The sequence below is a fragment of the Tellurirhabdus rosea genome (assembly GCF_026278345.1).
Taxonomy (GTDB): Bacteria; Bacteroidota; Bacteroidia; order Cytophagales; family Spirosomataceae; genus Tellurirhabdus; species Tellurirhabdus rosea.
The window spans coordinates 4,129,302-4,142,622 of the sequence record NZ_CP111085.1; the positions used below are offsets into that span (position 1 = coordinate 4,129,302).

The 13,321-nt window shown below is 60.7% G+C and carries 9 protein-coding genes; 7 read left to right on the top strand and 2 right to left on the bottom strand.

Annotated features, from left to right (window positions below; all coding sequences use genetic code 11):
- Window positions 1-74: 74 nt before the first annotated feature.
- Together pyrE and ORG26_RS17510 are read left to right on the top strand one after the other, a co-directional pair.
- Window positions 75-701, top strand: coding sequence for an orotate phosphoribosyltransferase (pyrE, locus tag ORG26_RS17505; protein ID WP_323134283.1), 627 nt, complete (start codon window positions 75-77; stop codon window positions 699-701).
- Window positions 702-943: 242 nt separating this feature from the next.
- Window positions 944-2,461: a DUF4394 domain-containing protein gene (locus tag ORG26_RS17510; protein ID WP_266364029.1), complete on the top strand. Its 1,518-nt coding sequence runs from the start codon at window positions 944-946 to the stop codon at window positions 2,459-2,461.
- A 123-nt stretch (window positions 2,462-2,584) separates the two neighbouring features.
- Here ORG26_RS17510 and dprA read toward each other — a convergent pair whose 3' ends face one another.
- Window positions 2,585-3,682 (bottom strand): DNA-processing protein DprA, encoded by a 1,098-nt coding sequence (gene dprA, locus ORG26_RS17515; protein ID WP_266364031.1) that lies wholly within the window; start codon window positions 3,680-3,682, stop codon window positions 2,585-2,587.
- A gap of 205 nt (window positions 3,683-3,887) precedes the next feature.
- Here dprA and ORG26_RS17520 point away from each other — a divergent pair, with 205 nt between their 5' ends.
- The gene (locus ORG26_RS17520; protein WP_266364033.1) at window positions 3,888-5,354 is read left to right on the top strand and encodes an alkaline phosphatase PhoX; all 1,467 of its coding nucleotides are present in this window, start codon (window positions 3,888-3,890) and stop codon (window positions 5,352-5,354) included.
- 107 nt (window positions 5,355-5,461) lie between these two features.
- Window positions 5,462-7,231 (top strand): cytochrome-c peroxidase, encoded by a 1,770-nt coding sequence (locus ORG26_RS17525; RefSeq protein WP_266364035.1) that lies wholly within the window; start codon window positions 5,462-5,464, stop codon window positions 7,229-7,231.
- A 53-nt stretch (window positions 7,232-7,284) separates the two neighbouring features.
- Here ORG26_RS17525 and ORG26_RS17530 read toward each other — a convergent pair whose 3' ends face one another.
- Window positions 7,285-8,058, bottom strand: coding sequence for a phytanoyl-CoA dioxygenase family protein (locus tag ORG26_RS17530; protein WP_266364037.1), 774 nt, complete (start codon window positions 8,056-8,058; stop codon window positions 7,285-7,287).
- Between the two features lie 210 nt (window positions 8,059-8,268).
- On the opposite strand from ORG26_RS17530, the gene ORG26_RS17535 reads away from it, so the two are divergent.
- The 3 genes from ORG26_RS17535 (at window position 8,269) to ORG26_RS17545 (ending at window position 13,170) form a co-directional block, all read left to right on the top strand.
- Window positions 8,269-9,156 carry a Nif3-like dinuclear metal center hexameric protein gene (locus ORG26_RS17535; RefSeq protein WP_266364039.1) on the top strand — a complete coding sequence of 296 codons (888 nt, stop codon included), beginning with the start codon at window positions 8,269-8,271 and terminating at the stop codon, window positions 9,154-9,156.
- Between the two features lie 173 nt (window positions 9,157-9,329).
- Entirely contained in the window at window positions 9,330-9,956 is a 627-nt protein-coding gene (locus tag ORG26_RS17540) for a collagen-like triple helix repeat-containing protein (protein ID WP_266364041.1), read from the top strand.
- 361 nt (window positions 9,957-10,317) lie between these two features.
- Entirely contained in the window at window positions 10,318-13,170 is a 2,853-nt protein-coding gene (locus ORG26_RS17545) for a T9SS type B sorting domain-containing protein (protein WP_266364043.1), read from the top strand.
- Window positions 13,171-13,321: the final 151 nt, after the last annotated feature.

Here is a 13,321-nt window from a genome sequence, read left to right on the forward strand (position 1 = left end):
GTCCGTCGCCGCTTGCCCGACCCCATCCCGGGAATGCGTTGGCGAAGTGACCCGCGAACGCCTGACAAAGAGTTATGATCGCAAACGAAATAGCCCGCTTACTGCTCGACGCCCAGGCCGTGCGCCTGCGGCCTGAGGAGCCATTCACCTGGAGTTCCGGCTGGAAATCACCGATTTATTGTGACAACCGGCTGACGCTCTCGTTTCCGGAGGTCCGGACCTTCATCAAAAATGCGCTGGCCGATGCCATCCGCCGCGAGTTTCCGGGCGCCGATGCCATCGCGGGCGTCGCTACCGCCGGCATCGCCCAGGGCGCGCTGGTGGCCGACGTGCTGAATCTGCCGTACCTCTACGTCCGTCCGGAGCCCAAAAAACACGGCATGGGCAACCAGATCGAAGGGCGGCTGGAAGCAGGGCAGAAGGTAGTGGTCATCGAAGACCTGATTTCGACGGGCGGCAGTTCCCTGAAAGTGGTCGATGCGCTGCGGCAGTCGGGCGGCGAGGTGCTGGGCATGGCCGCCATTTTCACCTACGGGTTTCCGGTTGCCGACGAAAATTTTGCTGCCAAAGACGTCCGGCTGGTCACGCTGAGCAATTACGAAACGCTGGTGGACGAAGCCCGGCAACTGAATTACATCCCGGCGGAAGCGCTGGCCTCGCTGGCAGCCTGGCGGCAGAACCCGGCGGAGTGGGGGATTTAGGTGAGGTATTTCTCGCAGATTAACGGTTCGCCGTTGCGACGCAGCTTCAATAGAATTTCTGCGAACCTCCGCGCTTAGAATCTGCGTCGCAACGGCGAACCGTTAATCTGCGCTTAGAATCTGTGTTAATCTGCGTGAAACATCCCCTGGCTGTTTCAAAAAAGAATGACCCGTCCAATCCAAAACGGAGGGTTTATCGTAGGTGTGGGGCAATCCGTTTGTATCACCTTCTCACACCTGCTATGTCAACAATATTCCTCCACAAAATTCGCCTGGCGTTTTCGACGCTGATTGTCGGTTCGTTGATTGGGCTCAATGCCTGCCAGCTTCAGGACCACCCCCTGCCTGGCGGCTCGGGGCCGGACCAGACCATCTACCTGCTCACCACGGGCAACCGGCTGGTCAAACGCAACCTTCAGATGCCTGACCGCGACATGGACGTCAACGCCATTACGGGGGAGGGGCTCGATGCTTCCAACGAAATTGCCTCCATCGATTTCCGGCCCGCCACCGGTCAGCTTTACGGCCTGACCAACAGCGGCTTTCTGTACGTCATCAACCCGGAATCCGGCGCTGCCCGCCGAATCAACGCGACGGCGCTGTTCAGCGGTATCGGGGAGGTGGAAATCGACTTCAACCCGACGGTCGATCTGCTCCGGGTGGTCAGCACCAACGGCACAAACCTGCGGGTGAATCCCAACAACGGCACGATCACCGGCACCGACGGGACGATCAACGGCGCCATTACGGCGGTAGCCTACACCAACAACCGGGCGGGCGCCGCCACGACCACTCTTTACGACCTCAACATTGCGCAGGACAAGCTCTTTATCCAGAACCCGCCCAACAACGGCACGCTGGTCGAAGTGGGCGGCCTCGGCATGGATGTAACGGCCGGAAAAGGCTTCGATATTTCGCCGGACAACTCCCTGGCGCTGCTGGCGGTGACGGTCGGCGGACGGTCCGAACTCCATAACGTAAACCTCTCGACGGGAGCGATCACCAAACGCGGGGATCTGGGTTCGGCCTACACCTTCACCGGTCTGGCCATCCCGACCGAAGCCGTGGCGTACGCCGTCGATGCGTCCAACAACCTGATTATTTTCAATCCGATGGCGCTGACGCCGGTTTCCAAAGCGATTACCGGACTGCAAACCGGCGAGACGATTCTGGGTATCGACATGCGGCCGGCTAACGGGCAGATCTACGCGCTCGGCAGCACCAGCCGCATTTACACCATCAACGCCTCTTCCGGAGCCGCTACGGCCGTTGGGGCGGGTCCGTTCACGCCCGCTCTTTCCGGCACCGAGTTCGGCTTTGACTTCAACCCGGCGGTCGATCTGATCCGGATTGTGAGCAATACCGGACAAAACCTGCGTGTCAATCCGACGACGGGCGCGCTGGCCGGTACGGACGGCAATCTGAACCCCGGTTCTCCCGCCGTCACCGCGGCAGGCTACAGCCAGAATTTCCCCGGAACAACGGCCACCACCCTCTTTGTCATCGACAGCAACACCGACAAACTTTACCGGCAGATGCCGCCCAACAACGGTACGCTGGTTGAAGTCGGCGGGCTGGGCATCGACATCGACGCCTCCAACGGCTTTGACGTGACCGGAGCCACCGACACTGCCTACGGTCTGTTCTCGGTCGGCGGCACTACCCGCATCTACCGCCTCAACCTCGGCACCGGCGCCGCCACCCAGATCGCCACCTTCCCGACCGCGGTGAAAGGCATGACCGTAGGGCTGGGATTTTGAATTTTGAATGATTGATTGACTGAATGACTGAATGACTGAAGCTCTGCCTCAATTTGAAACTTGCGGAGCTAATCAGTCATTCAGTCATTCAGTCAATCAATCATTCAAAATTCAATCATTCCTTCACTGTAGTCTGTACCGTTTCCCCGGCAGCGACCGGACGTAGCCCTGAAATTCCAGATTGAGCAGCATAGAAGCCAGACGCCCGAGCGGTATCTGGCTTTTCCAGCTTAAATCGTCCACGTGAACGTCCGACTGGCCGCGGAGCAGGGTCAGAATCTGGCTTTCCTCTTCCGTAAAATTCAGGTTCGGGAGCGGGGCGGCTTCCGTCCGGATGGGCTGGTCCCAGTTGAGGGCTTCGATGATGTCCTCGGGGCGGGTATAAATCTGGGCCTTGTTTTCCCGAATCAGTTTGTTGCAGCCCTGCGAAAACGTCTGGCCCACCAGTCCCGGCACGGCAAACACATCGCGGTGGTAGTTATTGGCGTATTCGGCCGTGATGAGGGCCCCGCCTTTGGCCGCCGCCTCCACGACGATCACCACGTCGCTGAGTCCGGCGATGATGCGGTTGCGGGCCGGAAACAGGCGGGCGTCGGGCTTGACGCCGGGCAGGTTTTCCGTCAGCAGACCGCCGTTTGCCAGCATGTCCTGCGCCGTTTTTTTGTGAACAGACGGATAAATGATGTCGATGCCCGAAGCCATCACCCCGACCGTCGGCAACTGGTGCAGCAGGGAGGCCCGGTGCGCGGCAATGTCGATGCCGTAAGCCAGCCCGCTGATGATGAGCGGCTGGTAAGGTTTCAGCGCCTGTACCAGTTCTTCGGTGATGCGGCGCCCGTAGTCCGTCGCCTGCCGCGTGCCGACGATGCCAATGGTCCGCGCGGCGTTGAGGTCGGTCGTTCCCTGGTGCAGCAGCAGGGCCGGGGCGTCGTACAGCGTTTTGAGGCGGTCGGGATAGTCGGCATCCGTGTAGAAAAAGAGGCGAACGCCCAGCCGCTCGATCCGGTGCAGCGCCGTTTCGGCTTCTCTCAGCACGGTCGGATTCAGGACAGAACGGGCCGTGACCTCGCCGATGCCCGGTATCCTGACCAGCCGCGAAGCCGTGGATTTGAAAACAGCTTCGGCGGAGCCGCAGTAACTGACCAGCTGGCGAATCAGTACGTCGCCGACGCCCGGAGCCACGGCCAGTCCAAGTTGATAGAGCGCTTCGTTAACGTTCACAAAACAGCAGTTTTTCGAATTCGCTAGTTACAAAAATGTTGCATTTACACACAAATAAAAGTTTGCCCGAAAGACTCCGGTTGTTTTATTATTGTTAATTCAAGCCCTGAAAACTTTGCTAAGCCGTAATTTTTTCGAAAAACTGAGGTAACGTGGCGGGTGCAACTTTGTGTAGCGAAAAACAGCTACCAAACCTCTCACGTACATGTTTGCTTCAAAAGCACAGATTAGTGCCAAAACTGCCACACTGTTTGCCCTGGTACTCGCCAGCTGCAGCACCGATCACCCGATCGGGACGCCTGCCGTTAACGAGAACATCAAGTTTGAAAACTACTCTGTGAACCCGTCGCTGGTCAAAACGCTGCCGGGTTTTGAGAACCTGCAAATCACGACGCTCATCAGTTCGGACGACAAACTGGCCGGGTCGCCGGACTTTATCTTCGGCGCCCAGCCCGACGGTGCCGCCCTGATGAAAGACCCCAGCGGCGACGGTTATGTGCTCATCAACAACCACGAAATTCACCGTGCGGTATCCCGCGTTTATCTGGACAAAACGCTGAAGCCGACCAAAGGTGAGTACATCGTAGACGGTGACGGCGGAATCTGGCGGCTTTGCTCGGCTACGCTGGCCACCCAGCAGGAACACGGTTTCGGGCCGGTTTTCCTGACGGCCGGTGAATCCGGGGCCGAGTCGATGGTGCACGCGATCAATCCGATTGGAGTAGCCGACAAGAAAAACAAGAATCGGGTGCTGCCCGCCCTCGGCAAAGCTTCGATGGAAAATGCCGTGCCGCTGCCGAAAGAGGCATTCCCCGGCAAAACCGTCGTCATCATCGGCGAGGACGACAGCGACGGGCAACTGCTGGCCTACGTGTCCAACACGGTCGGCGACCTTGAAAACGGCAAGCTGTATTTCCTCCGTACCAAAAATGGGGACCCCGTCGAAACGAACCTGGCCGTGGGACAAACCTACGACGTTGAATTCGTCGAAGTCGATAACGCCAAAACGTCAACCGGCGCTCAGATTGCCCAGCAGTCGAAAGACAAAAAAGCGATCCAGTTTGCCCGCGTGGAAGACGTGGACTATCGCAAAGGCGGCAACGGCCGGGGCCGGGAGATTTACTTCACCGCCACGGGCGTAAGCCAGGCCGACAAGAAGACGCCGGTAACGGGCAAAACCATGTGGGGCCGGATCTACAAACTGGTGCTGGACGCCAGCAACCCGCTGACGGGCAAACTGACGCCGGTCATCGACGGCGGCATCGATCCGGGCAACAGCATCGTCAATCCCGACAACATCTGCGTGACCGACGATTTTGTCTACATCCAGGAAGACGGCGACTCGTTCTACCTTGATACCAGGCACGACGGCCGCATCTGGCAGTGGGGCATCAGCAATGCGCAGATCAAACCGATGATCGAAATGAACCACCGGCGCGACGACGCGGCGTTCAATGCCAAGTACAACTCCGTGAAAAGCAACAACCTGAGCTCGTGGGAGTACGGAGCGATGTACGACATCTCCGACATCATCGGCGTGCCCAACACCTTCGCCGTGAACATCCACCCGCACACCTGGCAGGACGATAAGTACTTGAACTCGGACGGCTCGGGCGTGTCCGGCAACAAGGAAGGCGGACAGGTCGTGATCGTGCGCGGCGTGCAGAAATAAAGCAACCTCAAAATTTCCCCAATCCCCTGAAGGGACTTGACGCTGCCGGTAAACAGGCGGAACTGAGTCTCCTTCAGGGGATTGAGGGTAAAATGAAGGCATTCATAATGAAAAGAATTTTCTTCGGCTTCCTCCTTTCCACCCTTTTTCTGCAATGCCGTGAACCTGCTCCGCCAACGGAGCAGGTTCACGCGCTCTTTCTCACCGGGTTGGCCGATTTGCAGACGACCGTGGAGACCCGCCTGCGCCCGCTGGCCGAATCCGGCCGGAATGCGGACTCGCTGCGGACCGCTTTTCTGGATTGCCGGAAAAAATACAAACGGCTGGAGGCGTTCACGGAGTATTATTTCCCGGCCACCACGCGGCTGGTCAACGGACCGCCACTGCCTGAAATTGAGGTCGAGGAAACCAAGCAGTTCGAGCCGGGCGGCCTTCAGGTAATCGAGGAATTTCTGTATCCCGAAATCGACACGAGCCAGCGGAAGGAACTGGTGCGGGAGGTGCGCAAATTGCAGCGCGAACTGAAACGGACGGCCGCCCTCTGGGAAAGCACCGAACTGACTGACGCCCACGTGTTCGACGCCCTGAAACTGGAGGTATTTCGTCTGATCTCTCTCGGTCTGGCGGGCTTCGATACGCCGCTCTGCCAGACGGCCCTGCCCGAAGCGGCGGAAGCCCTCGCCGGGGTCGAGGCGTACCTGGCCTTCTACGAAACCGACACGCCCGAATTCCGGAATTTGCGGAAAACGATTCAGGGAGCCCGGCAGCAGCTGAACCGCCATCCGGATTTCGACTCGTTTGACCGGCTGGGCTTTATCACCGGGTTTGCCAATCCGATCACGCAGCAACTGGTCGCGTACCAGCAAAACCGGGGCATTGCGCTCTTCACGGAAGCCCGCCCCCTGCGCGCCGCCGCCCGGACGCTGTTCGAGGCCAACGCCTTCAACCCCGATTTTTACGCCCCGACGGCCGACGGCCACCGGCTGAACGACCGGGTCGTGCTGGGGCAGAAGCTTTTTGCGGACCCCGTTTTGTCGCAGAACAACCGCCGTTCGTGCGCGAGCTGCCACCAGCCGGGCCGGGCCTTTACCGATGGCCTGCCCAAGGCCGTGACGCTGGCCGGGAATGAGCTGGTCGCCCGGAACACCCCGACGCTGCTCAACGCGGCCATGCAGGGGGCACAGTTTTACGACATGCGGGCCCCGTCGCTGGAGAATCAGTCGATGGACGTGGTGCACAACGCGGCCGAAATGCACGGTTCGCTGGACGAGGCGGCGCAGCAGCTCCGGAAAGATGCGGAATACGTCCGGCTGTTTCAGAAGGCGTTTCCGGCGACGGAAGAAGCCGTGACGCCCTCCCGGATTCAAAGCGCGCTGGCGGCTTACGAGCGGTCGCTGGTGCAGCTCGACTCCCGCTTCGACCGCTACGTCCGCGGCGACCGCCAGGCCCTGACGGCGGAAGAAAAGTACGGCTTCAACCTGTTTACGGGGAAAGCGAAATGCGGCATCTGCCATTTTACCCCGCTGTTCAACGGAACCGTGCCGCCGGGGTATACGAAAAGCGAATCGGAGGTGATCGGCGTACCCGTCCGGCCGGAGGCCCGCCAGCTTGACCCCGACCTGGGCCGCTACGCCCACACCCGCCTCGACCCGCTGAAGTACGCCTTCAAAACCCCGACGGTGCGTCACGTGGCCCATACCGCGCCCTACATGCACAACGGCGCCTTCCGCACGCTGGAGGAAGTGGTCGAGTTTTACAACAACGGCGGCGGCCGTGGCCTCGGTTTTCCGCTCGAAAACCAGACCTTGCCGGAGGACAAACTGAACCTGAGCGCGGCCGAGAAAAAGGCGCTGGTGGCGTTTATGAAGGCCCTGTAATTGTTCCCGGTTCGTTTACACCGGCCTCACGGACGAACCGGGAACAGAATCCGCTATTCCGTCAGGGCCCGCCGGATGGCTTCTTCTACTGGTGCATAGGCTGCCGTCGCATTGTCAATCGACAGCTCCTCCCGAAGCAGCAAGGGCGGCTGGGCCAGAAAACGCGGTTCGGTGCCGGTATGCGGCTGGGCGGCATGGGCCAGGAAAGGGTGGCAGAGGTAAACCGTCCCGGCTGGTCCCGTGGCGAGCGCTTCCGGGCGCTGGGGAAGCGTCTCCAGTTGCCGGGCCAGTTCCAGAAACGAGAGGCCGTCTTCTCCGGCGGGCTCCAGCAGCTGGGCCACCTCCCGGTGCGAACCGACACGAATCCGGGTCGGGGCGTCGGCTTCACCCACATCCGAAAACAGAAACAGCATCAGCAGGCCCCGACCTTTCGACCGGACATTGATTCGCCACTGAAAATAATCCTCAGGCTCCGCACCGGGAAAGCCGGCGTCGACGTGCCAGCCCGTATCGCCGGGGTCATCGGGCGACGGAAAGCGGATGGGAAAAGTCCCGACGCTGCGGCAGGGCAGCCATTTGCCACGGCCGACCAACTGGTCGAAAGCGTGGTGCAGCACGGGCGTATTGGCCGCTTCCTGAAACGGCTCCTGCGCGTACATACCCAGCCGGACAACGGGCCGGGTCCAGGTGGCCGGGCGCGTCGGATCGAGGTTCATTTCCTGCCAGAGAATGGCGCGGATCTGCCCGGCGAGGGAGGCAGAAAAAGCGTTATCGATACGCACAAATCCATCACGGATGAATTGTTCGACTTGTTCGGAAGTCAGCATAAGAAGAGAGAATGGGTGTGAGAAAAGGCAATGAGAAGACGGGCCTTCGGAAAGGCCGTTTGTCGGAGCGACGGAAGGGGGGCTTAAAGCATGGGTGCCATTCTCATGGAGCAAAGTTACACCAAAGGCGGTTGATTTCTTCGAAAAAGGCGGCGCCGTTAGCAAATAATGCAACATCTTTGAGCGGAGAAACGATTCTGATCCAACCGCATGACTACCTGGCAACCTTCCCGCCGCGACTTTCTGCTGGCCTCCCTGGGCCTGACCGCCACCGGCTTTATTCGTCTTGAACACGCTCCGGCCCTGACCGTCGGCGGTGTCATCGACCGCATCAAAACGAATGTCGGCATTCCCTGGCGTGAACAGACCGTGGACAACCTCATTGTCGGTGCGCGCGAGCAGGAAGTGAAAGGCATCGCCGTGGCCATGATGGCTACGCTGGATGTGGCCCGGCGCGCCGCCGCCCAGGGGCTGAACCTCATCATTACCCACGAGCCGACGTTCTTCAACCATCCCGACAAAACCGAAACCCTGCAACAGGACCCCGTTTACCAGTACAAACGCGACTTTCTGGAAAAACGCGGCCTCAGCGTTTTCCACTTTCACGACCACTGGCACGGCCGTAAACCCGACGGAATCGCCACGGGCATGGCCCGCGAGATGGGGTGGGAGAAGTACATGAACCCCGAGCAGCCCAAGCAGTTTACGCTGCCCGAAACCACGCTGTCCCGGCTGGCCAGAGAACTCGAATCGAAGCTGAAGATCAGAACCATGCGCGTAGTCGGCGACCCGAACCTGCCCGTCCGGAACGTGCTGGCGAGCTGGGGAAACGTCAGTCTGCAGCCGGGCATTCCGTACCTGGCCCAGTCCGACGTGCTGATCGTGGGCGAAACGCACGAATGGGAACTGGTCGAATACGTGCAGGACGCCATCGCCGCGGGGCAGAAAAAAGCGCTGATCGTACTCGGGCATCTGGTTTCCGAGCAGGCGGGGATGAAGTACTGTGCCGAGTGGCTGAAAGGCTTTGTGCCGGAAGTACCCGTGGCGTTTGTGGCCGCCCCGGAGCCGTTCTGGCGGGCGGGGCAACCGGTAAAGTAAGAACGGCCCGCCTTGCCGCGCAATTGAATCGGCGCTTGTCCCAACTCAGGCGGTAGTCCTGGCAATCCATGCCGTTTCCAATTTCGTCTCCGATTGCGGTTGCTGACATTTGGATTATCAATCATAAGCCCTTGGTCTTCTGGTTGATAATCCGAACAGTAACGCAAACGAACATGAAGAATCTGGTAGGTTTTATGCTGGCAGGACTGATGTGCCTGGCTTCCTGCAAAACTGAAGAAATTCCCGGCCCGAAAGGGGATACGGGCGCGCAGGGTCCCAAAGGCGATACCGGGGCGCAGGGTCCTAAGGGCGACACCGGCGAAAAAGGAGACCCCGGCACGGCCAACGTCTGGACGTATATCTACACGGACCAGCAGTTTCCGACGCCCGTTCCGCCGGAGTATAATAGTGTGACGAAGCTGTATACCCTGGCGGGGTATCGGTCTTATACGCCCGACAAATACGCGGCCGTGGCCGAAAAAGGGGCCGTGCTGGTCTACGTCCGCGACCACGTCCACGCCTGGACCCTGAACAGCATGCAAACGCTGTATTTCGGACCTCAGCCGGGCGACAAAAACGGGCGTGTCGAAACCGAAGTACGCCCCCAGCGGGACCGGATTCAGGTGATGGCGAGGATGACCTCACCCCGCAACGAAAACCTGCTGACGAATTACCGTGCGGATGTCAAAATCATCCTGATTGAATCGACCCAGGTCGTCACCAACATGCTCAGCAGCGGCAAAGTCAACCTGAGCGACAGCCGTTCGGTGGAGCGGTACCTGCATCTGAAGCCGCTCTAGCCCTTCGGTGTCTGCCTTTCTTCCGCCCAGGTGCGACTGCCGGTCTGAGAGTATAAACCAAAGCCGGTGGCGGTCAAGAAGACCCGCCGACAAGCTTCCTGAGCGAATTGACGGAGTCAAGTGGAAATGAACCCGGTTCGTTTCCACTTTTTTACTTTAGGGCCGTCCATAAAACCAGAAGGCACGGCGGCCGCATACCCTGCCCGATTCGGCCGGTTAAGCTACCTTTTAAGAAGTTTTCTGTCTGATTAATACGAATCTACCGCTTTGCCAGTTTAAGGAATGGTACAGACTATCGGGCTCTACAATGAGGACACTTCTGCTGGGGACTCTCCTGGTTTTTGCTTGCTTACATCAGGCTATGGCCACGCACGTACGGGCAGGGGAAATTACCACCCGGCGGATTTCCAATACTTCCCTGACCTACGAAATCACGGTCACACTTTACTTTGACGAAGTAGGCGGGAGGGGCGCTTCCGAAACGGAAGACGATTTTCCGCTTTGCTTCGGCGACGGCACCCCTTCGTTCCCGGTTCCACGGGTGGAACGAAGACCGATCAACCGCAACACCACCATCAACATCTACCGAACGGTCCATACGTACCCCGGGCCGGGAACCTATAATCTGAGCGTCAGCATTTCCAACCGGAATGAAAACACGCGAAACATTCCCAACTCGGTCAACACCACCTTTGAACTGCGCACCACCATCGTAGTGAGTGCCCCCCTGGGCCTCAACAGCACCCCGGTCATGCTCAACCCGCCCCTGGACTCGGCCCGCGTAGGCCAGAAGTTCTGCCACAACCCCGCCGCCTTCGATAGCGACGGCGACAGCCTGGCCTATCGCCTGACGGTTTCCGCTGGTCGCCAGAGCGGCGAAGATGTGGCCTGCCGGGGTCCCCAGCCGGTTGCGGGCTACATCCGGCCCGAAGTGATCGGGCAGAATCCGACAACCGAAGCGGGAGCGGGCCCGGCCACGCTGACCATCGACCCCCGCACCGGTGACCTCTGCTGGGACGCCCCCGCTGAACGGGGACAATACAACATTGCGTTTATCATTGAGGAGTACCGGGATGGCATTAAGATTGGCGAAATCGTCCGGGACATTCAGATTGTCGTGGTAGAAGGCCCTAACCGCCGTCCCGAACTGCGGGTGCCCGACGACCTCTGCGTGGAGGCCGGTACGATCATCAACCAGGCCATCACTGCCACTGACCCCGACGGAAACCGACTCCAGCTCTCGGCCTTCGGCGGACCCTTCAACGTCGGTCCCGACGGACGGCCCTACACCGACCCCACCAACAACCAGCCCATCAACATCATCGCTCCCCCCTTCGCCACCTTCAACCCCCGGCCCGACCAGACCCTGAACTCTCCCGCCACGGGCACCTTCCGCTGGCAGACCGCCTGCGCCCACGTCCGGGAGGAACCCTACGACGTGGTCATCCGCGCCGTCGACCTGCCGGCCCGGGGCCAGACCCAACTGGCCACCCTGGAGTCTTTTCGCATTCGGGTCTACGCCCCCCGGCCCCAGAACCTGACGGCCCGGCCCGGCACGGGCCGGGCCACCATCCTGACCTGGTCGGCCTACGCCTGCGGGGTGCCCGGGGCCGAGATGGTCATCTACCGCCGCGAGGGCTGCACCACCCTGGCCACCCCGCCCTGCTCGACGGGCATCGGGGCCACGGCGGGCTACACCGAGATCGGGCGGGTGCCCATCACGGCCACCACCTTCACCGACACCGACCCCAGCCTGCGGCGGGGGGCCAGCTACAGCTACCGCCTGGTGGCGGCCTTTCCCCGGCCCCGGGGCGGGGAGAGCGTGGTGTCCAACGAGGCCTGTCTGGCCCTGCCCCTGCAGGTGCCCCTGATGACGAACGTGACGGTGGACTCCACCGACGCTACAAGGGGCCGGATCACCGTGCGCTGGACGCGGCCCATCGGGCTGGGGGCCACCGACGTGGGCGGCCCCTTCCAGTACCGCTTGTTCCGGGCTCCGGGCCTCACGGCTACGGCGGGCAATGACTTTGTGCAGATCGCGGCCATCGAGGCGGACCTGTCGGGCACCCGGGCCGATACGGTGTACGTGGACCGGGGCCTGAACACCAGTGGGGGCGGCTACCGCTACCGGGTGGAGTTTTATTATACCGAGGCGGGCACGGGTGCCCTGACGCGGCTGGACGTGACCGATGCGGCCAGTTCGGTGGTGCTGGCGGCGGCCGGGGAGCTGCGGCGGGTGCGGCTGTCGTGGCAGGCGGTGGTCCCCTGGGACAACACGAACCAGCGCCACCGGGTGTACCGCAGCGTGAGCGGTCCCAACGGTCCCTTCAACCGGATAGCGGAGGTGGCCGTGCAGGGTCCCAACACGTTCACCTTCACCGATACGGGCAGCGACAGCTTTGCCGGGGACGGGGTCCAGACGCTAACGCTGTCGCCCGACAGCGTGTACTGCTACCGGGTGGAGACGGTGGGGGTGTACACCAATCCGGCCGTGAGCTTGCGTCCCCAGAACGAGCTGTTGAACTACTCGCAGGCGGTGTGTGCCAGTCCCATTGACACGACCCGTCCCTGCCCGCCGCGCTTGAGTCTGGATTCGCTGGACTGCGCCACGCTGAGCGGGGAGTCGGCCTGTACGGTGACGACGTTTACCAACACGCTGAGCTGGCAGGGGGCCACCACGGGCCCGAACAACCAGCCCTGCGACACGCGGATTGCCAGCTACAATGTTTATTATTCCCGTTACCAGGAGGACACCGAGCACCAGCGGCTGACGGGGGTGCCGGCCCCGACGACCAGCTTTGCACACACGAACCTGAGCAGTGTGGCGGGTTGCTACTACGTAACGGCGGTGACGCGCGGGGGGGTGGAGAGTGCTCCCAGCAACCGGGTGTGCAAGGACATCTGCCCGGTCTTCGAGCTGCCCAACGTGTTCACGCCCAACGGGGACGGCAAGAACGACGTGTTCGTGCCGCTGCCCTGTCCTGCTGGGGTGGTGAGCGTGCAGTTCGTGGTCTACAACCGGTTCGGGGGTAAGGTGTTCGAGACCAGCGACGTGAACATCAACTGGAGCGGCCGCACGAGCGGGGGCCAGGAGCTGTCGGCGGGTTTGTACTACTACCAGGCGAGTGTACGCTTCGGGGGGGTGAACCGCAACGGCAGTGTGCAGGTGTACAAGGGGTGGGTGCAGCTGATGCGGGAGAGCAACACGAAGTGATTGAATGGTTGAATGGCTGAATGGTTGATGGGTTGAAAAAGGGGAAAAGACCTTTTGATGGAGGGGACATTTCCCGTTGATGGGCCAAAAGGCTGGCTGCAATTTTGGTGAAGATTTTTCACTTAAACAAGTTGCAGTCAATGTTACTTTC